The sequence below is a fragment of the Vibrio sp. 10N.261.52.A1 genome (genome assembly GCF_002876325.1).
Taxonomy (GTDB): Bacteria; Pseudomonadota; Gammaproteobacteria; order Enterobacterales; family Vibrionaceae; genus Vibrio; species Vibrio chagasii.
Map to the genome: position 1 here is coordinate 19,346 of NZ_MCYD01000525.1, position 17,927 is coordinate 37,272.

Genomic DNA, 17,927 nt, shown 5'->3' on the forward strand with positions numbered 1-17,927 from the left:
AGCTGATTGGGTATGGTCGAATCCAATCTTATTGCTCGAACTTTGCCTTCTCTTTCTTTTCTACTTCAGAAAGGCGCTTAAGCTTGATGCCTAACTCTTTAGCGCGGAAACGGGTAAATAAGATGTTTCCGGCAAAGCCTATCGTGGTCAGCAGTAGCTCAACAGCAGCTAATAAGCGTTCACCACCATCTACGTATAGGATGGTTAATGCGTGCAGGAAGTAGAGCATTAAGATGAAGTTTGCCCAAGCATGCGTATAAGGCTTGCCGACTAAAATGCCAGGTAATGGCAACAGTAACGGAACAGCCCAAACGATAGCGAGTGTGACATTGTCTAGGTGAGGATGCGGTGAAAGCGTCATCTGCCAAGCCACAACCCAACCTAACAGCAATAGGTTGCCTGCTAATGCTAGGTAGCGAAATAGCTTTGTCTTAGGAGACATCGCCTTCTCTGACATGTACATCATTGAGAGATTCCCTTCTGATTTATCGCGATGCGCGCGAGGCGTTTACCTAGGTTCTGCGCCAACTCAATTTCTTCTTTGCTTAATGAAGCACTCTCGCCTGTGCTGCTTGCGCCATAGGGCGTTCCACCGGTTTGAGTGGTATGCAGTGCAGGCTCTGAGTAGGGGATGCCGACCACTAACATTCCATGGTGAAGCAGTGGCAACATCATGCTCTGCTGCGTAGTCTCTTGCCCACCATGCAGTGATGAAGAAGAGGTAAATACACAAGCTGGCTTATCGATAAGATCGCCATTGATCCACAATGATGTAGTGCTATCCCAAAAGTGCTTCATCGGCCCAGCCATGTTGCCGAACCAAACCGGGCTTCCAAGCGCCAAGCCATCACAAGAACGGAGATCTTGAAGCGTGGCAATTGGATCCGCGGGTTGATAGCGAGAATCTGGCTGCTCTTCTACTGTATATACATCGTTAACCGTTCTTAGCATAGCTTCACACTCAGGGATAGACTCCACCCCTCGTGCTATCTGCCTTGCGAGAGCTTGTGTGTTGCCGTGACGACTGTAGTAGAGAACAAGAATGTTGATGCTCATAGCCGCTTACAGAATCTCTAGCACTTGCTCTGGTGGACGACCAATCTTGGCTTTATTGTTCGCAACAACAACTGGGCGCTCAAACAATTTTGGATTAGCAGCCATTGCAGAAAATAGGTCTTCATCAGATACAGAAGCATCGCCAAGGTTCGCTTCTTTGTAGTCTGCCTCTTTGGTGCGCATCATTTCGCGAACGCTGCTAAAACCAAGCTGAGTGAACAGTACTTTTAGCTGTTCAACAGTTAGAGGTGTGTCTAGGTACTTGATCACTTCAGGTTGTACACCGTTTGTTTCAAGTAATTCAAGCGTTTGACGGCTCTTTGAGCAGCGTGGGTTATGATAAATCACGACAGACATGGTTCTTCCTCATTATTATTTTTTATTTAATTGTCAGCAGAGGCCAGCTAATTGGCCTCTTGACTGTATACGTTGAGCTTTTTTCTTTTGGCGACTCGCCGAGTATTGAACGCCTTATTGCAGTGCTAAGAAGCGCTCGCGCTGAATCATCAGTTGATCAATTCGAGCATCGTAGCGGGCTTGCTTCAAACTACCGAGCTCTGCGATTTGACTTGCTTGCGTGTAGTACTGAATCGCTTTGTTCCAGTTGGCCTGCAATGCCAAAATTTCAGCTCGTGCGGCAAGGTCTTCATCACTATTGCCAAGGTTAGTATTCGCTTTTGAAAGCAGGTGCCAGCCATTGGTGTCATTCGGATTGTCATGCGTATAACGTTGTAATACGCGAACAGCCTCTGCAAAGTCTTCTTTTTCAATCAAGGCATTTGCGTAGTTGATTGTGAGTACCGGGTTGTTTGGCTGACGAACCAATGCCGATTTAAGCTCTTTAATGGCAAGCTCAGGCTTTTTCTGCTCAATGTGAAGGTCGGAAATCGCATCTAAGTAGAACAGGTTAGTCGGGTCGCTGGTAATCAGTTTGGTTAGAATCGGTTCTGCTTTATCTAACTTTTTCGAATCGAGGTAAACCAGTGCTTGTCCATACTCTAACGATGGAACAATCTCTTTTGGTGCCTTTTTCAATTGGCGTGAGAACCAATCGAGTGACGCCTCATTATTGATACCGGCATAGCGTGCCACGATGCGAGCTCTTGCCAAGTGGTAATCCAGCGATGGCGCAAGTTTCAGCGGTGGGTAGCTACGAGCACGTGCGCGCGAATCGGTAATACGATCTTCAGGCAACGGGTGAGTGAGCAACATTGGAGGTGGTGTGCTTGCATAGCGGTATTCATCCGCTAAACGGCCAAAGAAGCGTGGCATTGCGTTCACGTCAAATCCAGCTTTTGCTAGCGTGTTGATACCAAAGCGGTCGGCTTCTTTCTCATTACTACGGGTGTAGTTAATTTGGCTCTGCATGTTACCCGCGGTGGTTGCGGTTAAGGCTGCAATACCCGCCTCAGGAGCGGCAATAGCCAGCAACACAGACGCTGCAAGCGCTGCGATAGTCGCAGGAGAACGGCGTGCTTGATCTTCCATACTACGCGCTAAGTGACGCTGCGTAACGTGTGCAATTTCGTGCGCTAATACTGACGCAAGTTCACTTTCCGATTGTGCGTGCAGGAATAGACCTGAGTGCAGCGCAACATAACCACCAAAGAAAGCAAAAGCGTTGATGTTGCGGTCACGGATCATAAAGAACTGAAAAGGTGTCTTTACGTCATTGGCATTCGCGACAAGGCGATGCCCTAGTGTATCGATATAAAGGTTGAGAACTGGATCGTTGATGACAGGCTGGCTGCTTCTGATGATGCGCATGTAGGCATCACCATAGATGAGTTCTTGATCGATAGTGAGCGTGCCGCCAGCCGCCGTGCCGATGTCCGGTAAATCCAAGCTGTTGGTGTTAGCCAGCATTGGGGTGCTTAATGTGGCTGCGATGCATAAGCAAGCAATTGAACGAGCGCGTTTAAACATATTAGTCAGTAATACTCCGTTTCTTCTGACAGTAAGACAAGGGCAATGCAAATTGGTTCTTTATCTGGTTTAACCTTTGTTAAGTGCGTGCGCTATCCTGAAGGAAGATGAATCAATGATGGCACGTTTTCAAAAACAGATTACAATATGCCCCTTATAATAAGCATCGAGCCCAAGAATGACACCTAATATTCTAGATTTACGCCAAGAGCGCTGCCCAATGGCGTTATTATTAGCCAAGCGTCACAGTGTAAAGTTAGAAGTAGGGCAATCTTTGTCAATTTATGTATCAGATAGCAGTTCGATGAAAGATATTGTTACGTTTTTGTCTAAGCAAGCTTATGTTGTCATGACAGAGGTTTGTTCTAATTACCACCATCTCCTCGTCACTAAAAAGGAATCGCAGTCAGATGCTTGAAATGGTCAGTCGTTGGTATAAACGACGTTTCTCTGATCCACACGCTGTCAGTTTGGTTGCCATCATTCTATTCGGCTTTATTACTATCTACTTCTTTGGTCACCTGATCGCACCGCTGCTGGTGGCGATTGTCTTGGCTTATTTGCTCGAGTGGCCAGTGACTCAACTTCAACGACTCGGTATTCCAAGAACGCCATCGGTGATGTTGGTGATCTTGATGTTCTTTAGCCTAATGCTACTAGCGATATTCGGATTAGTGCCAACCATTTGGGAGCAAGTTGGTAACCTAATCAATGATATTCCAAGCATGTACGGTAGCTTACAGAAGTTCATTGCAACGATTCCAGAGCGCTACCCAGAGCTTGCTAACTTACAGATCGTTGAGTCTGTCATGTCTAATGCGAAGAACAAGGCGTTGGGAATGGGTGAGAGTGTGGTGAAAGGCTCATTGGCGTCTTTGGTTAGCTTAGCGACGCTAGGTGTTTATCTTATCTTAGTACCACTGCTTATCTTCTTCTTACTAAAAGACAAAGAAGAGATGATCAGAATGGCAAGTGGTGTGCTTCCTCGCAACCGTCGCTTAGCGACCAAAGTATGGGAAGAGATGAACGAACAAATCTCGAACTACATCCGCGGCAAGGTGCTAGAGATCTTAATCGTGGGTGGCGTCAGCTATGTAACTTTCGCGATTTTAGACCTTCGCTACTCTGTGCTGTTAGCGGTTGCTGTCGGTTTCTCGGTATTGATTCCATACATTGGTGCAGCGGCGGTAACCGTACCGGTTGCGATTGTTGGTTTGTTCCAGTGGGGGCTTGAGCCTCAATTCTACTGGCTGCTATTGGCTTACGGCATCATTCAAGCCCTAGATGGTAACGTGTTAGTGCCTGTTCTGTTCTCAGAAGCAGTGAATCTGCACCCTGTTGCGATTATTGTGGCGGTATTAGTGTTTGGTGGACTTTGGGGATTCTGGGGCGTGTTCTTCGCGATTCCACTGGCTACTTTAGTGAAGGCGGTTTGGAATGCCTTGCCGAGCCATGCGCTAGATGATGACCCTGTACACCATCAGTAACGAAATAAGTGACAAAAAAGGCGACTATCGATGATAGTCGCCTTTTTAATTTGTCTCAGTTGGTAGTGAGTCTAGCTCACCCCAACAGACATTAAGCTTCTTGGTTGAAGTACTCTAGAACCACTTCATGGTGAGTCTTAGTCTTGAACTTGTTGAAGACGTGTTCAATCTGACCTTCTTCGTCAATTAGGAAGCTAATACGGTGTAGACCATCGTAAACTTTGCCCATGAACTTCTTCTCGCCCCAGACACCGAACTGCTCAGCAACACTGTGGTCTTCGTCAGATAGCAGAGTGAAGTTTAGAGATTTCTTCTCAATGAAGTTAGGTAGGCGTTTCACTGGATCGATGCTGACACCCAGAACAACCACGTTTAGGTCATCTAGCTGTGCTTTGATATCACGCAGGCCTTCCGCTTGAACGATACAACCTGGAGTCATTGCTTTTGGGTAGAAGTAGAAAAGTACTTTTTTACCTTTGAAGTCACCAAGAGATACGATATTGCCATCTTGATCCGGAAGAGAAAAAGCAGGTGCTGGAACACCAGCCGTTAGCGTATTCATGATATTTCCTTTTTAAAGACTGTTTTTAATAAAGTTGAGCGAGCCTTGGACTGATAGGCTCTGACACAGCGAGTTGAATTCTTCTTGTAGCTGCATCAAATTACATTCTGACTGCACAGAAGCGGTAATAGAGATATGGAATTGGTCGTTGTCGAGCTGGACCTTAGATTTATTGATCGTTTGTGCGCTCAGCGAGTCGAGGCCGATGTCTCGGTCTGCAAAGAACTGTGTGAACTGCTCGGTCAGGCCGAGTTTATCATCTGACTCAACGAACACTTCTAGCGTGTAGGAGTTCTCTACTATATCGTGCGGAGAGGTTCGCTTCATAATCGTAATCAAGTCGTGCTCTTGACCAAGCAAGGGCAGGGTGGTTTCAACACGGGTGATGTTGTTTGCTTTACCAGACAGTAGCATGATAAGCGTAAATTCTTCGCCAAACAGGGCGATACGGCTATCAATAATGTTACAGCCTGATTGAGTGACCAAGTGAACCACTTGGTTACATACACCTGGGCGATCTGTGCCCACAGCTGTGATTACTAGATGTTGAGTCATAAAATCACGTCTCTATATATTCCATTGATTCATGCATGTTAGCACAGTTAGCTGGAGGAATAAGCGTGCGAGCGGGGCTTTTTATGACTCATCTTGCGTCTAACTGGCAACAAATGATAAGAATATCTAAAACGCGGAAACGCAAGTTTGTCGAGTGGCTGCACAGCTTACCTGATACTGACATCGACGGGTTTCCTATCCGTTAGATTGAGCTCAGGTTATCCAAATTATAGGCTGAACGGTGCGATAAGCCGTTTAACCTCAAACATACGACAATATTTCATACCGATGTTGCCGCTAAGCCACTTTAATGTCTTGTGTTTATTGATTGGCTTACAGTAACATGCAAAAAGAATAAATTAAGGGAGATAGACATGTTTTCAGGAAGTATCGTTGCGCTAGTTACGCCATTTAACGCAGATGGCGAAGTGGATTTCGACAGCCTTAAAAAGTTAGTTGAGCACCATGTTGCTGCAGGTAGTGATGGTCTGGTTGCGGTTGGCACAACAGGTGAGTCTTCAACACTCACAATTGAAGAGCATGTCAAAGTCGTCAATAAGATCGTTGAATTTGCTGATGGTCGTATCCCAGTTATCGCAGGTACAGGCGCTAATGCTACTCACGAGTCAGTGCTATTCAGTCGTTTATTGAACGGTTCTGGTATCGCGGGTTGCCTGAGCGTAACGCCTTACTACAACAAACCGACTCAAGAAGGTTTGTACCAACACTACAAAGCGATTGCTGAAGTAAGTGACGTTCCTCAAATCCTATACAATGTACCGGGTCGTACTGCTGTAGACCTATTACCAGAGACAGTTGCTCGCCTTTCTGAGATCGAAAACATTGTTGCACTTAAAGATGCGACGGGTGATCTCGACAGAATTGCAATTCACCGTGAACTTTGTGGCGAAGATTTTATCTTACTAAGTGGTGATGACTTAACAGGTCTAGAATTTGTTAAGCGTGGTGGCGATGGCGTGATTTCTGTAACGAATAACGTTGCAGCAGCGGATATGGCTACTATGTTCAAACTTGCGAAAGAAGGTAAGTTTGAAGAAGCTGAAGCGATCAATGAGCGCCTGATGCCTCTACATAAGAATTTGTTCGTTGAGTCTAACCCTATTCCCGTAAAATGGGCGGTTCATAAAATGGGTCTGATTGCTGAAGGTGGCTTACGTCTGCCTCTGACTGAACTGTCAGAACCAGCTCAACCTGTTGTTGCTCAAGCAATGACTGAAGCGTGTATTTACTAAAAACGTATGAAGTGATGCCGAAGCGAACCTTCGGCATTTAGGAGTATAAATGAAGTATTCTCACCAGCTAGTGATTGGGTCACTGGCTGTTTTCGTTCTTACAGCATGTTCTGGCAGCCCGACTCAACGTCGTCAAGCCAAAGATGATTTCGAATACTTAGAAACACCTGAGTTTTCACAATGGCAGTTGCCTGAAGATGCTCAGCCTCAGTTCTACCCTAATTATGACATCCCGAGCGGTGACTTCACTGGTGGTGTAGGCCCTGCCGTGGATATTCGTCCACCACAACAGGTTCTTGAACTGATCCCTGGTGCTCGTGCAGAGCGTCAAAACGGTGAAGTGACGCTATGGCTACTTCGTGCAGAAGAAGCAGACCGTGTATGGCAAACGGCTGTCGACATGTTGGCTCAACGTGGTATTGGTATTCGTGAACAGTCTGAGAACGAGATTGAGACCGATTGGGTTACTTGGGTTTCTGAAGACGAAGACGTAGAGATCGGCAGCCGCTACTCTATCTCTCGTTTCCAAGCGAATAACCGTCATGGCTTCAAGATTAACCTTATTGATTGGCGTGAAGGCAACAAAGAGAAACCAGTTACGGCAACCAACAAAGAGCGTTACAACGCTTTCCTAACCAATTTAGTGATGGCTAAGTACGATGAAAACCTTCGTGCTGAAGCAGCTCTGAAAGCACAAGAGTTGGTGAAGCGCATTCCTATCTCGATGGGCTCTGACCGCAGTGGTTTCCCTGTGATTATTGCTCGTACGCCATACAACGTATTCTGGCAGCGTCTGCCGACCTTGTTGCCGGCGATGGGCTTTGAGCTTGAAGAGCGTAACCAGTCTCAGGGTACGGTTAAAGCTAAGTACGCAGCGCCAGATGATGAGTTCTGGGAAGAAGTTGGCTTGCAACCTGTTGATTTAGCACCAGGTACATACAACTTCCTATTCGGTGATCTTGGTAACCGTACGTCAATTAACGTGACGGATGCATCAGGTAAGCCAGTAGAGGAAGAGTTGCTTAAGTCACTGGTTCCCGTTCTCGCACACGTTGCAGACCAAACCAAAGATGACAAAGCGGCGGAAGCTGAGTAAGCCAAGCTTGATCGGCTATAGGGCTGCGTGAAATCGGCCCTTTTATAGCCAATGATTTAGCGACATCCAATAAAAAAGAGGACACATTGTGTCCTCTTTTTTGTGTTCGTTTGACTGCAAGATCAGCTATCTTTGGTCTCTTTTGATTGAGCTTTTTCCTGGTTCTGCTTATCTAGCCGATTGAGCTTGTCCAAGTCACTCTCCCTTTTCCCACGGCTTGTTTTTCCGAGATCCATATTAGCGGTCTGTTTTAGAGCTGCGATGTTACCTACCACAACGCTAACCACGATGATGATGATAACCCAAGGGTTTGTAAGCCACTCCAACATAAGCGCTCCTAATGGCTGATGTTCGCTACGAAGCGCGCATAGATCTCGTCTAGCTGCTCCATAATAATCTCATACCCTAATATTGGCTTAGATTTGAGCTGCTTGCCAAGTAAAGTCGGGGATAACTGTGATAAACACAGCTCCGAAACGCTACGATGACTAATATGCCAAGGTTCTATCGCCACACCGCCAAGATCTCGGCTATAGGGAAAAAAGAACCCAAATTGTGAAGCATTAGCAGAGAGCCATTGATAAAACGCTTGCTGGTGACCAGTAAGGTATTCCCAAGGCTCTAGTTGTAGCTGTGTGTCTTCAGGGAGGTGATTACGAGCAAAGACATCGAAGTCACAACCCCAATGGTGGCGACTGGCTCCCGGAAGCGCAGACCACCTCAGAATCGCCGACAGCTTTTGATGTTCAGTCAGTGTTGAAGCATCAAGTGGTTGGCTATCTGAATCCAAGATTGGGGCTTCACCAGAAAACTTGCGATTCCAAATCAGAGATTGCCTTTCATAGTCTCGAAAGCCACTGGCGATCTCCATTTTAAAACCAGCGAGCTGAGCAGCTTCAATCAACCTGTTTAAGTCATTGATAACGTCACTGTGTACCAAGAATGTCTTAGTACCAATTAGACTCGGTGCCAGATGAGAATCTGATTGTCCGGTAAGCTGCTCTGGTGTCATAACACGTCTCTCAATGTTTGGAAGTGATACTTCGCTAGGAAAGATCTATTTAGCGAACAAGTTCACTAACGTTCTTTCGTACATGTCGGTTAGCTTCTCTAAATCTGCTACTTTCACGCACTCGTTAACCTTGTGAATGGTTGCATTCACAGGGCCAAGCTCAACCACTTGTCCGCCCATACGTGCAATGAAGCGACCATCAGACGTACCGCCAGTTGTCAGCAGTGCCGGTTTTACATCATTGACGTGACCAACAGCATCAACAATAGCATCAAGCAGTGAGCCTGCGTCTGTTAGGAACGGGTCGCCATTGAAAGTCCACTTAAGATCATATTCGAAATCGTATTTATCGAGCGTTGTTGTCACGCGCTCAACGATAACGTCATTGCTTAATTCAGTACTAAAACGCAGGTTAAACTGAACATTAAACTCACCTGGAATCACGTTAGACGCGCCAGTACCTGCACTCACATTCGGGATCTGGAAACTGGTTGGTGGGAAGTAGTCATTACCTTGGTCCCACTCCGTCGTCGCTAGCTCGTGAATTGCCAGCAGAGAGCTGTGTACTGGGTTATTTGCTAGGTGAGGGTAGGCAACGTGACCTTGTGTACCTTTAATGGTTAGATCGCCGGTGATAGAGCCGCGACGGCCGTTCTTTACCACATCGCCCACAAACTCAGTGCTTGATGGCTCACCAACAATACACATGTCAATGTTCTCACCACGTGCCATCAGAGCTTCAACAACACGTACTGTACCGTTGATGAAAGGGCCTTCTTCATCAGAGGTGATAAGAAAGCCGATTGAACCAGAGTGGTCTGGGTACTTTTCAATAAATTGCTCTACGGCAACAATCATTGAAGCCAGAGAACCTTTCATGTCTGCCGCACCACGGCCGTGTAAGTAGCCATCAACGATCGTTGGTTCAAATGGTTTGGTGTTCCATTGTTCGATTGGGCCAGCTGGAACCACGTCGGTGTGACCTGCGAAAGCAAATAGAGGTGCTTCGGTACCACGACGAGCCCAGAAGTTCGTCGTATCTTCAAATACCATTACTTCGATTTCAAAACCGAGTGCTTTTAAGCGATTAATCATCAGCTCTTGGCAGCCTGCGTCTTCAGGGGTTACCGATTGACGGCTAATGAGGTCTTTTGCCAGAGCCAAAGTTGGGCTATCTGTCATCCTTGAATTCCTTGTTTAAATAAAACGTCGAGTCATTAATTTCAGGCGTTGAACAGAGCACGTTCAACGCCTTGTTATCTGTTCTAATATTGCTTATTGCGCAAGTTATTGATTATAAAAGTGACTGATTACGCAAAAATAGCCGCGTATTGGTCAGCTTTAAAGCCAATGTGAAGTTTGCCATCGACTTTCAAAATAGGGCGCTTGATCATCGCTGGCTGTTCAACAAGCAGAGTGATTGCCGTTTGCTCTGTTAACGTGTCTTTTTGCTCTTGAGAAAGCTGACGATAAGTCGTGCCACGTTTGTTTAGTACAAGCTCCCAGCCAAGCTCTGAACAGAAGTTTGTTACTAACTCTTCAGTGATGCCTTGTTTGCGATAATCGTGAAATTCGAACTCGATACCTTCAGCTTCGAGCCATTTCTTTGCTTTTTTAATCGTGTCGCAATTTGGGATACCAAACATTGTGATAGTCATTATTCTTCCTCTGGGTGATTTTCTTTCATTGTTATGAGTTGAATCCTATCAGGAAGCGGCAATTCAGACAAAATAGAGTGAGGAATATTTCATTGAGCGAAAAAAAACAGTAAGAAAATGTCACTATTGGAGACTTATTGATCAGCCTCAACATGTTGTCAGCGAAAAAAGAAATAATTGAGTTGCACATATATAGGAGGTGTCAATGGAGTTGAGTCCTGTTTTTGCAAGGCGGCTATATTTAGCATTGTTAGTTGAAAGCCTTGATAGGCCAAATGTGCCTAAACTCATCGAAAAAACGGGTTGGCCTCGTCGTACTATTCAAGATGTACTCAAGGCGTTACCGGGGATCGGTATCGAACTTATGTTTGTTCAAGATGGGCGACGTCATAATGATGGTTATTACCAGTTATCCGATTGGGGACCATTTGACAGTCAGTGGGTTCTCGAACGAAAAGGCGATATAGCAACAAGCCTTGGATTTAGTGCATAAGCCAGCGAAAGCTGGCTTTCTTTTTTGTATGGCACATAGTAGAGCTGTTGGTTACTCGCAAAGATAAGCAGTGCCTAACATGGTAACCGAAGTAGCAAAATCTTGAGGTAGGGTAAAGATGATCGTATCTGCACCAAGCTGGATCGCGTTGGTTTTAAGCTCATTCATCGCACCCTGAATCAAGGTGTCATTCGGGTAAAATAGGTAGCTGTACCAATGGCCTTCGCTACCAGTGACTTCCCCTTTATACTCACATTGGTCGATATTAATGATGCCGTGATAATCCATTCTCACACTGTCGGCCTCATCATGAGGTACTGAAGTGGGTGTGGTACACCCCAACAGCATGCTACTCACTGCTAGTGCCATCCATTCCTTTTTCATAAGTTTGTCCTGTTATTGCATCAAGTAAATCGCAAAACCTACCCAGCTCGCGATTAATAGTATCCATGGCAATTTACTTGAGTGATTTGATGTTGCTTCAACATTATGTGATGCGTTGTACTCTTGTTCTATCGCTGCTTGTTGAGTTTGCTTCTCTTTCTGTACGCGTTTCTTTGCTTTATCTGCTTGGCGATTGCGTTCTTTCTGTTGTTTCTTGTAAAGCGCGATGCCTTTCTCAATACCCTGAGCAATCAATTTGGTTTGCTCTTTGGTTTGAGCCGGCTTTTGAGTTGCTTTGGCTATCTTCAGTGCCTCTTGTTGAGATTCAACAGACGGTGTATTAGTTTTCTTTTTCATACTGAGTTCGATAATTAAAACGTATTAACCAATAAGATAACGTAAACCTAACTAAGTATGAATGATTTGCGTTAAAGTGTTGGTTTGAAAACAAGTGAAAGTGAGATTTGTGCGGTACTCCATAGAACAATACGACAAGCACGGCTTCTTAAAAGCACCAATCTTATTATGGTTAGGTTGGCTGTTTCTTGCGAAAGCTCTCGTCGTTTTCATCGTTGCAGGTGCAAGTAGAGAATCGGGAACTGATATTCTCGAGATCATCTACCCAGATCATCATATGTTTTATGTAGGGATCGCCTTGAGTGTCCCTAGCTTGTTACTGATGTGGTTATTTGGGCTAAGATCTCCAGATAGAAAGCGCCTCAATAAAGTGGTGTCTTGGGGGCGTTGGGCCACCATGGCTGCTATTGTGGGGCAGGGCTCCCATACAATTTATTTAATCTATTTGGATAACGGTTGGTTCCGTTGGTCAAATGGTCTCACCCTATTGTTGCTGCTGTGGTTTGCGCTTTATCTAACCAATAGCCATACAGCACGGGATTGCTTTAAAGTGGTTGAGCACGAAGACTGATTCTCATCAAAACATTTGTCCCATTCACCATTATACTTAGAAGCTAAAACTGGAAGGAATAATCTATGCTTAATGTCTCAAATGAGCAGCCTAACGTTCAAAGTGCTATTTTGCCTGAAGCTGGGCCTTTCGCTCTTTACGTTCAACTTAAAGTGAATGCTAACACTGCTAATGTACTAGCTGAAATTCAAAAGATTCCAGCGCTAATCGAAGAGCTGAATCAGACTCAGCCAGATGCAAACCTAACGGCTTCGGTTGCATTCTCTAAAGCGTTTTGGGATAAGTTCGAGCAGGCAGCTCCCTCTGATCTAATTGATTTCCCTGCGCTTGGTGAAGGTGATGTTACAGCACCTAGCACGCCAGCAGATGTGTTGATTCACTGCCATTCAAACCGACACGATCTGCACTTCTTCATCTTACGTAAATTGCTATCTGAAGTAGCAGCAGACGTTGAAGTGGTTGATGAAACTTACGGTTACCGCTTCCTAGACTCTCGTGACATGACGGACTTCGTTGATGGTACTGAAAACCCGAAAGACGCACAACGCGCTGAAGTCGCGATTGTTCCTGAAGGTGAATTTGCGGGTGGTAGCTACGTGATGGTGCAGCGCTTTGTTCATAACCTTCCAGCTTGGAACCGATTGAATGTATCGGCGCAGGAAAAAGTGGTTGGTCGTACTAAGCCTGATTCAATCGAGCTCGATGATGTTCCAGCAGCGTCTCACGTTGGTCGTGTAGATATTAAAGAAGAAGGCAAAGGCCTTAAGATCGTTCGTCACAGCTTACCTTACGGCACAGCAACGGGTGATCACGGCCTACTGTTTATTGCTTACTGTAACGTGCGCCATAACTTCGACGCGATGCTAGAGAGCATGTACGGCGTAACTGATGGCAAAACAGACCAACTGCTTCGCTTTACTAAAGCGGTGACTGGCGCGTATTACTTTGCTCCTTCAACTGAGATGTTGAGTGCATTAACGATTAAGTAAGTCGTCTCAAAAAGAATAAACAAAGGGAGCTTCAGGGCTCCTTTTTTATTAAAGCTTTATATGAATTGGTCGATATAAGAGCAATCGTGAGTTTTATTCCTCTTTTTGTAAGCGAAGGTCTATGGCTATAACTGTTAATACCAATGTCTCAGCGCTGGTGGCCCAGAGAAACCTCTCTAATGCCAATAACATGCTGAACCAATCTTTGGAGCGCTTGGCTTCAGGGAGTCGTATTAACAGCGCTAAAGACGACGCTGCTGGCCTACAAATCTCCAACCGCTTGGAAGCGCAGATGAGTGGTATTGATGTCGCTGTGCGTAATGCGAATGATGGTATATCTATCATGCAAACCGCTGAAGGTGCGATGAATGAAACCACCAATATCATGCAGCGCATGCGCGACTTGTCTCTACAAGCAAGCAACGGTTCAAATAGCCAGTCCGAAAGAACGGCGATTCAAGAAGAGATTACCGCCTTAAACGATGAGCTGAATCGTATTGCAGAGACCACTTCTTTTGGTGGCAAAAAACTTCTCAATGGTAATTTTGGTAGTACGTCATTTCAGATTGGTGGTAGCTCTGGCGAGGCGGTACAAATCGGCCTCAAAAGTATGCGTACCGATGACATCAACATGGGTGGTTTTAGTTATGTCGCTAATGGCATGGCCAATGACTCGTGGGCAGTGAAATCAAATCAGAATGATATGACGATGTCGTTTACCGATCGTTTTGGCCAGCCTCAAGAGATCATCATTAATGCGAAAGTCGGCGATGACATTGAAGAGCTGGCGACCTACATCAATGGTCAAACGGATCTGGTCTCAGCTTCGGTTAATGATGATGGGCAGCTTCAAATCTACATGTCTGGTGAAGATACCTCTGGCACTATCTCTTTCTCTGGTTCACTCGCGAGTGAACTGTCGATGTCGGCGGGTTACTATGAGTCGGTGAATGACATCAATGTGACGGATGTGGGTGGTGCGCAGCGTGCTGTTTCTATTTTAGATACCGCGATGAAGTACGTGGATAGCCATCGCTCTGAATTAGGCGCAATGCAAAACCGCTTCGACCACGCCATTAACAACCTTGAAAATGTTCATGAAAACTTGGCGACCTCAAACAGTCGAATCAAAGACACCGATTACGCTAAAGAAACCACTCAAATGCTGAAACAGCAAATTCTTCAGCAAGTGAGCACCACTATTCTGGCTCAAGCGAAGCAAGCGCCAAACCTTGCTTTAACCTTGTTAGGTTAATAAAAACACAAAACCTCGCTCGACGGACTTCTCGACAACTTTAGCGTTTTTCTTATCTTTTTTTGATAAATTTATTACCAGTCACGCTTTCTTCTCCTTTATCGCTATTTCTTTAATTTTATTGTTTTTTTCCTAAAGGTTTCGCCAATTACGCCGTTATTAAAAGTAACTTTGAGAGAACTACTTGGTTTTCCGAGACGTCGGAAACCGCAATACCGGAAAATCAATTGGAGAAATCACCATGGCAGTGAATGTAAATACCAACGTTTCAGCGATGACTGCGCAACGTTACCTAAACAACGCAAACAGCGCACAACAAACATCAATGGAGCGTTTAGCTTCTGGCTCTAAAATCAACAGCGCAAAAGATGACGCTGCGGGCCTACAAATCTCTAACCGTTTGAACGTTCAAAGCCGCGGCCTAGACGTTGCTGTTCGTAACGCGAACGACGGTATCTCTATTGCACAAACTGCTGAAGGTGCAATGAACGAGACAACTAACATCCTGCAACGTATGCGTGATCTTTCTCTACAATCTTCAAACGGCTCAAACTCAAAAGCAGAGCGCGTAGCGATTCAAGAAGAAGTAACAGCACTGAACGACGAGCTAAACCGTATCGCGGAAACGACGTCTTTTGGTGGTAACAAGCTACTTAACGGTACTTACGGTACACAATCATTCCAAATCGGTGCAGATAACGGCGAAGCGGTAATGCTGAACCTGAAAGATATGCGCTCTGATAACGCTCAGATGGGTGGTAAGAGCTACCAAACTGAGAACGCTAAAGACAAAGACTGGAACGTACAAGCGGGTTCAAACGACCTAAAACTATCGTTCACAGATAACTTTGGTCAAGCTCAAGAAATCGACATCAGCGCAAAAGCCGGTGACGACATCGAAGAGCTAGCGACATACATCAACGGTCAGCAAGATTCTGTTAAAGCGTCTGTAACTGAAGACGGCAAACTACAAATGTTCGCGGGCAACAACAAAGTAAGCGGCGATGTGTCTTTCTCTGGTGGTCTTGCTGGTGAGCTAGGCATTCAAGCTTCTAAAGAAGTGACGGTTGATACTATCGACGTAACGTCTGTTGGCGGTGCTCAAGAGTCTGTAGCAATCATCGATGCGGCACTTAAGTACGTAGATAGCCACCGTGCAGAGTTGGGTGCTTTCCAAAATCGTTTCGACCACGCAATCAGCAACTTAGACAACATTAACGAGAACGTTAACGCATCTAAGAGCCGTATTAAAGATACCGACTTCGCGAAAGAAACGACTCAGATGACTAAGTCTCAGATCCTTTCTCAAGCTTCAAGCTCGATTCTTGCTCAAGCGAAGCAAGCGCCGAACTCGGCACTTAGCCTACTAGGTTAATTAACCTAATACGACGCGATACAAAAGCCAGGCTCACCCCTGGCTTTTTGTTTATGCAAATCACGTATTAGCTACACCGAATAGGGCAGATGATAAAGAGTTAGTATCGATTAGATGGTCTCTTTAAATACCAATGTCACTGCGATGATGACGCAGCGACACCTCAGTCATGCGGCCGAGCAAAACATAGAGTCTCAGCGAAACCTCACCTCAGGTTATCGGATTAACTCCGCCAGTGACGATGCTGCGGGTCTGCAAATCTCCAATACTCTTAACGTTCAAACTAGAGGGCTTGATGTCGCCTTGAGAAATGCACAAGATGCGTATTCGGTGGCACAAACTGCAGAAGGAGCTTTGCATGAGAGCAGTGATATATTGCAACGCTTGCGCTCTCTGGGGCTTCAAGCGGCAAACGGCAGTAATGACTCAAGTGATCGGCAAAGTATTCAATACGAGGTCGTAGCGCTGCAAGATGAGCTTGATCGTGTCGCGATCACGACGACATTTGCAGATAAAAACCTGTTTGATGGTTCTTACGGCTCGCAAAGCTTCCATATTGGTGCAAATGCCAACTCTATCTCTCTGACACTGCGAAATATGCGCAGTCACATCCCGGAGATGGGAGGGCAGCATTATGTTGGTGATGCGGTCGATAAAGATTGGCGAGTCACTAAAGATAGTCAAACCCTTAAATTTGAATACCAAGACAGTAAAGGGCAAACCCAAACAGAATCTATTCGGCTCAAGCTAGGAGATCGCATCGAGCAAGTTGCTACTTATATCAATGCGCAGCAATCGATAGTGAGTGCCTCAGTGACTGAAAACAATGAACTGCAATTCTTTGCCTCGACGCTGAATGCACCTGAAGGTGTAACGTTAGAGGGCAGTTTAGCGGATGAGCTTGATGTTAGTGCTGGTGCGTTAGTCACAATGGACAACATCGATATGTCGACTGTTGGCGGGGCGCAGCTTTCAATTGGAGTCATTGACGCGGCAATTAAGTATGTTGATTCGCATCGAAGTGAAATAGGTGGCTTCCAAAACCGGGTTAGTGGCACGATGGAGAACCTTAATACGGTGAACCGGAGTGTGACTGAATCTAAAGGGCGGATACGCGATACGGATTTTGCGCGTGAGTCGACGGAGATGGTGCGCTCACAAGTGCTGCAAGATGCGACTACCGCATTGTTAGCCCAAGCGAAGCAGAGCCCGAGCTCGGCACTTGGCTTGCTCAGTTAAATGACTTACAGCGATGAACATCGCTCAGGAACAAAAGTTTCAGGTAATAAAAAACGCCACCCTTAGGTAGCGTTTTTATTAAAGCATATAAGTAATCGAGATTACTTAGTTACTTTAAGAACTGGAGTTTCACCAACAGTTACAGAACCAGAAAGCTTGTTCAGCTCTTTGATTTCGTCCATGTTAGAGATAACAACTGGAGTAAGCGTAGATTTCGCTTTCTCTTCTAGAAGCGCTAGGTCGAAAGTGATGATAGTGTCACCAGCTTTAACAGATTGACCTTCTTCAGCTACACGAGTGAAGCCTTCGCCTTTAAGTTCAACAGTATCGATACCGAAGTGAACGAAAAGCTCAACACCGTCGTCAGACTCGATAGAGAATGCGTGGTTAGTTTCGAAGATCTTACCGATAGTACCGTTAACTGGAGCTACCATTTTGTCGCCAGCTGGTTTGATCGCGATGCCGTCACCAACGATTTTCTCAGCGAAAACTACATCTGGCACATCTTCGATGTTTACGATTTCACCAGAAAGAGGTGCGATGATTTCGATTGCACCAGCATCAGCGCTGTCATCAGATACAAGCTTTTTCAGTTTGTCAAACAGACCCATTGTGTCATGCTCCTAACGTTTAGTTTTATTCTGTAGAATATACTATAC

At 45.5% G+C, this 17,927-nt stretch carries 23 protein-coding genes; 10 read left to right on the forward strand and 13 right to left on the reverse strand.

All coding sequences use genetic code 11. From position 1 onward, the window contains the following. Window positions 1–28 precede the first annotated feature (28 nt). The 4 genes from BCT81_RS07150 to BCT81_RS07165 all read right to left on the reverse strand — a co-directional run bounded on the left by BCT81_RS07150 (window position 29) and on the right by BCT81_RS07165 (window position 2,982). Window positions 29–466, reverse strand: coding sequence for a DUF2069 domain-containing protein (locus tag BCT81_RS07150; protein WP_102423674.1), 438 nt, complete (start codon window positions 464–466; stop codon window positions 29–31). Next, a complete protein-coding gene (gene wrbA / locus BCT81_RS07155; protein WP_102423675.1) occupies window positions 463–1,056 on the reverse strand; it encodes an NAD(P)H:quinone oxidoreductase in 594 nt (197 codons plus the stop codon). Before wrbA ends, BCT81_RS07150 begins: the two co-directional genes overlap by 4 nt. Window positions 1,057–1,062: 6 nt before the next feature. Beyond that, a complete protein-coding gene (gene arsC / locus BCT81_RS07160) occupies window positions 1,063–1,413 on the reverse strand; it encodes an arsenate reductase (glutaredoxin) (RefSeq protein ID WP_061032626.1) in 351 nt (116 codons plus the stop codon). Window positions 1,414–1,527: 114 nt separating this feature from the next. Beyond that, complete coding sequence (locus tag BCT81_RS07165) at window positions 1,528–2,982, reverse strand: M48 family metallopeptidase (RefSeq protein ID WP_102423676.1); 1,455 nt, start codon at window positions 2,980–2,982, stop codon at window positions 1,528–1,530. Window positions 2,983–3,160: 178 nt separating this feature from the next. Here BCT81_RS07165 and BCT81_RS07170 point away from each other — a divergent pair, with 178 nt between their 5' ends. Together BCT81_RS07170 and BCT81_RS07175 are read left to right on the forward strand one after the other, a co-directional pair. Beyond that, window positions 3,161–3,400 (forward strand): sulfurtransferase TusA family protein, encoded by a 240-nt coding sequence (locus BCT81_RS07170; protein ID WP_102423677.1) that lies wholly within the window; start codon window positions 3,161–3,163, stop codon window positions 3,398–3,400. Next, complete coding sequence (locus BCT81_RS07175) at window positions 3,393–4,469, forward strand: AI-2E family transporter (protein ID WP_008222960.1); 1,077 nt, start codon at window positions 3,393–3,395, stop codon at window positions 4,467–4,469. Before BCT81_RS07170 ends, BCT81_RS07175 begins: the two co-directional genes overlap by 8 nt. A 91-nt stretch (window positions 4,470–4,560) precedes the next feature. Here the strand turns inward: BCT81_RS07175 and bcp are convergent, their stop codons facing one another. Together bcp and BCT81_RS07185 are read right to left on the reverse strand one after the other, a co-directional pair. Further along, window positions 4,561–5,031 carry a thioredoxin-dependent thiol peroxidase gene (bcp, locus tag BCT81_RS07180; protein ID WP_004741656.1) on the reverse strand — a complete coding sequence of 157 codons (471 nt, stop codon included), beginning with the start codon at window positions 5,029–5,031 and terminating at the stop codon, window positions 4,561–4,563. A 12-nt stretch (window positions 5,032–5,043) separates the two neighbouring features. Then, the gene (locus BCT81_RS07185; RefSeq protein WP_102423678.1) at window positions 5,044–5,586 is read right to left on the reverse strand and encodes a glycine cleavage system protein R; all 543 of its coding nucleotides are present in this window, start codon (window positions 5,584–5,586) and stop codon (window positions 5,044–5,046) included. 374 nt (window positions 5,587–5,960) lie between these two features. On the opposite strand from BCT81_RS07185, the gene dapA reads away from it, so the two are divergent. Both dapA and bamC read left to right on the forward strand, forming a co-directional pair. Beyond that, entirely contained in the window at window positions 5,961–6,839 is an 879-nt protein-coding gene (dapA, locus tag BCT81_RS07190; protein ID WP_004741658.1) for a 4-hydroxy-tetrahydrodipicolinate synthase, read from the forward strand. 49 nt (window positions 6,840–6,888) lie between these two features. Beyond that, window positions 6,889–7,935 carry an outer membrane protein assembly factor BamC gene (bamC, locus tag BCT81_RS07195; RefSeq protein WP_102423679.1) on the forward strand — a complete coding sequence of 349 codons (1,047 nt, stop codon included), beginning with the start codon at window positions 6,889–6,891 and terminating at the stop codon, window positions 7,933–7,935. A 122-nt stretch (window positions 7,936–8,057) separates the two neighbouring features. Here the strand turns inward: bamC and BCT81_RS07200 are convergent, their stop codons facing one another. The 4 genes from BCT81_RS07200 to BCT81_RS07215 all read right to left on the reverse strand — a co-directional run bounded on the left by BCT81_RS07200 (window position 8,058) and on the right by BCT81_RS07215 (window position 10,605). Further along, window positions 8,058–8,264: a DUF2897 family protein gene (locus BCT81_RS07200; RefSeq protein WP_008222969.1), complete on the reverse strand. Its 207-nt coding sequence runs from the start codon at window positions 8,262–8,264 to the stop codon at window positions 8,058–8,060. Between the two features lie 8 nt (window positions 8,265–8,272). Continuing rightward, window positions 8,273–8,947, reverse strand: a complete 675-nt coding sequence (locus BCT81_RS07205) for a M15 family metallopeptidase (protein ID WP_102423680.1) — start codon at window positions 8,945–8,947, stop codon at window positions 8,273–8,275. 45 nt (window positions 8,948–8,992) lie between these two features. Further along, window positions 8,993–10,129, reverse strand: a complete 1,137-nt coding sequence (dapE, locus tag BCT81_RS07210; RefSeq protein ID WP_102423681.1) for a succinyl-diaminopimelate desuccinylase — start codon at window positions 10,127–10,129, stop codon at window positions 8,993–8,995. Between the two features lie 128 nt (window positions 10,130–10,257). Further along, window positions 10,258–10,605: an ArsC family reductase gene (locus BCT81_RS07215; RefSeq protein WP_008222974.1), complete on the reverse strand. Its 348-nt coding sequence runs from the start codon at window positions 10,603–10,605 to the stop codon at window positions 10,258–10,260. Window positions 10,606–10,810: 205 nt separating this feature from the next. Here BCT81_RS07215 and BCT81_RS07220 point away from each other — a divergent pair, with 205 nt between their 5' ends. Further along, window positions 10,811–11,098, forward strand: coding sequence for a helix-turn-helix domain-containing protein (locus BCT81_RS07220; protein ID WP_004741665.1), 288 nt, complete (start codon window positions 10,811–10,813; stop codon window positions 11,096–11,098). Window positions 11,099–11,149: 51 nt separating this feature from the next. Here BCT81_RS07220 and BCT81_RS07225 read toward each other — a convergent pair whose 3' ends face one another. Both BCT81_RS07225 and BCT81_RS07230 read right to left on the reverse strand, forming a co-directional pair. Next, window positions 11,150–11,482 (reverse strand): DUF4156 domain-containing protein, encoded by a 333-nt coding sequence (locus tag BCT81_RS07225; protein ID WP_102423682.1) that lies wholly within the window; start codon window positions 11,480–11,482, stop codon window positions 11,150–11,152. A gap of 12 nt (window positions 11,483–11,494) precedes the next feature. Further along, on the reverse strand, window positions 11,495–11,839 hold the full coding sequence (locus BCT81_RS07230; protein ID WP_102423683.1) for a DUF2956 domain-containing protein: 345 nt from the start codon (window positions 11,837–11,839) through the stop codon (window positions 11,495–11,497). A gap of 109 nt (window positions 11,840–11,948) precedes the next feature. Here BCT81_RS07230 and BCT81_RS07235 point away from each other — a divergent pair, with 109 nt between their 5' ends. From BCT81_RS07235 to BCT81_RS07255, 5 genes are all read left to right on the forward strand, one after another. After that, window positions 11,949–12,410, forward strand: coding sequence for a DUF2919 domain-containing protein (locus BCT81_RS07235; protein WP_102423684.1), 462 nt, complete (start codon window positions 11,949–11,951; stop codon window positions 12,408–12,410). A gap of 65 nt (window positions 12,411–12,475) precedes the next feature. Then, a complete protein-coding gene (locus tag BCT81_RS07240; RefSeq protein ID WP_102423685.1) occupies window positions 12,476–13,399 on the forward strand; it encodes a Dyp-type peroxidase in 924 nt (307 codons plus the stop codon). A gap of 121 nt (window positions 13,400–13,520) precedes the next feature. Next, the gene (locus tag BCT81_RS07245; protein WP_102423686.1) at window positions 13,521–14,654 is read left to right on the forward strand and encodes a flagellin; all 1,134 of its coding nucleotides are present in this window, start codon (window positions 13,521–13,523) and stop codon (window positions 14,652–14,654) included. Window positions 14,655–14,895: 241 nt separating this feature from the next. After that, complete coding sequence (locus tag BCT81_RS07250; RefSeq protein ID WP_008222983.1) at window positions 14,896–16,029, forward strand: flagellin; 1,134 nt, start codon at window positions 14,896–14,898, stop codon at window positions 16,027–16,029. 114 nt (window positions 16,030–16,143) lie between these two features. After that, complete coding sequence (locus BCT81_RS07255) at window positions 16,144–17,268, forward strand: flagellin (RefSeq protein WP_008222985.1); 1,125 nt, start codon at window positions 16,144–16,146, stop codon at window positions 17,266–17,268. Window positions 17,269–17,369: 101 nt separating this feature from the next. Here the strand turns inward: BCT81_RS07255 and crr are convergent, their stop codons facing one another. Further along, the gene (crr, locus tag BCT81_RS07260; RefSeq protein WP_004737851.1) at window positions 17,370–17,879 is read right to left on the reverse strand and encodes a PTS glucose transporter subunit IIA; all 510 of its coding nucleotides are present in this window, start codon (window positions 17,877–17,879) and stop codon (window positions 17,370–17,372) included. Window positions 17,880–17,927: the final 48 nt, after the last annotated feature.

What these genes read in the sequence shown, in the direction of transcription:
- BCT81_RS07245 (WP_102423686.1), top strand. Translation starts at nt 13,521, where the DNA reads ATGGCTATAACTGTTAATACCAATGTCTCAGCGCTGGTGGCCCAGAGA.
- BCT81_RS07150 (WP_102423674.1), bottom strand. Translation starts at nt 466, where the DNA reads ATGATGTACATGTCAGAGAAGGCGATGTCTCCTAAGACAAAGCTATTT.
- BCT81_RS07185 (WP_102423678.1), bottom strand. Translation starts at nt 5,586, where the DNA reads ATGACTCAACATCTAGTAATCACAGCTGTGGGCACAGATCGCCCAGGT.
- BCT81_RS07170 (WP_102423677.1), top strand. Translation starts at nt 3,161, where the DNA reads ATGACACCTAATATTCTAGATTTACGCCAAGAGCGCTGCCCAATGGCG.
- BCT81_RS07175 (WP_008222960.1), top strand. Translation starts at nt 3,393, where the DNA reads ATGCTTGAAATGGTCAGTCGTTGGTATAAACGACGTTTCTCTGATCCA.
- BCT81_RS07225 (WP_102423682.1), bottom strand. Translation starts at nt 11,482, where the DNA reads ATGAAAAAGGAATGGATGGCACTAGCAGTGAGTAGCATGCTGTTGGGG.
- BCT81_RS07200 (WP_008222969.1), bottom strand. Translation starts at nt 8,264, where the DNA reads ATGTTGGAGTGGCTTACAAACCCTTGGGTTATCATCATCATCGTGGTT.
- arsC (WP_061032626.1), bottom strand. Translation starts at nt 1,413, where the DNA reads ATGTCTGTCGTGATTTATCATAACCCACGCTGCTCAAAGAGCCGTCAA.
- dapE (WP_102423681.1), bottom strand. Translation starts at nt 10,129, where the DNA reads ATGACAGATAGCCCAACTTTGGCTCTGGCAAAAGACCTCATTAGCCGT.
- bamC (WP_102423679.1), top strand. Translation starts at nt 6,889, where the DNA reads ATGAAGTATTCTCACCAGCTAGTGATTGGGTCACTGGCTGTTTTCGTT.
- crr (WP_004737851.1), bottom strand. Translation starts at nt 17,879, where the DNA reads ATGGGTCTGTTTGACAAACTGAAAAAGCTTGTATCTGATGACAGCGCT.
- BCT81_RS07250 (WP_008222983.1), top strand. Translation starts at nt 14,896, where the DNA reads ATGGCAGTGAATGTAAATACCAACGTTTCAGCGATGACTGCGCAACGT.
- BCT81_RS07215 (WP_008222974.1), bottom strand. Translation starts at nt 10,605, where the DNA reads ATGACTATCACAATGTTTGGTATCCCAAATTGCGACACGATTAAAAAA.
- BCT81_RS07240 (WP_102423685.1), top strand. Translation starts at nt 12,476, where the DNA reads ATGCTTAATGTCTCAAATGAGCAGCCTAACGTTCAAAGTGCTATTTTG.
- dapA (WP_004741658.1), top strand. Translation starts at nt 5,961, where the DNA reads ATGTTTTCAGGAAGTATCGTTGCGCTAGTTACGCCATTTAACGCAGAT.
- wrbA (WP_102423675.1), bottom strand. Translation starts at nt 1,056, where the DNA reads ATGAGCATCAACATTCTTGTTCTCTACTACAGTCGTCACGGCAACACA.
- BCT81_RS07165 (WP_102423676.1), bottom strand. Translation starts at nt 2,982, where the DNA reads ATGTTTAAACGCGCTCGTTCAATTGCTTGCTTATGCATCGCAGCCACA.
- BCT81_RS07220 (WP_004741665.1), top strand. Translation starts at nt 10,811, where the DNA reads ATGGAGTTGAGTCCTGTTTTTGCAAGGCGGCTATATTTAGCATTGTTA.
- BCT81_RS07255 (WP_008222985.1), top strand. Translation starts at nt 16,144, where the DNA reads ATGGTCTCTTTAAATACCAATGTCACTGCGATGATGACGCAGCGACAC.
- bcp (WP_004741656.1), bottom strand. Translation starts at nt 5,031, where the DNA reads ATGAATACGCTAACGGCTGGTGTTCCAGCACCTGCTTTTTCTCTTCCG.
- BCT81_RS07205 (WP_102423680.1), bottom strand. Translation starts at nt 8,947, where the DNA reads ATGACACCAGAGCAGCTTACCGGACAATCAGATTCTCATCTGGCACCG.
- BCT81_RS07230 (WP_102423683.1), bottom strand. Translation starts at nt 11,839, where the DNA reads ATGAAAAAGAAAACTAATACACCGTCTGTTGAATCTCAACAAGAGGCA.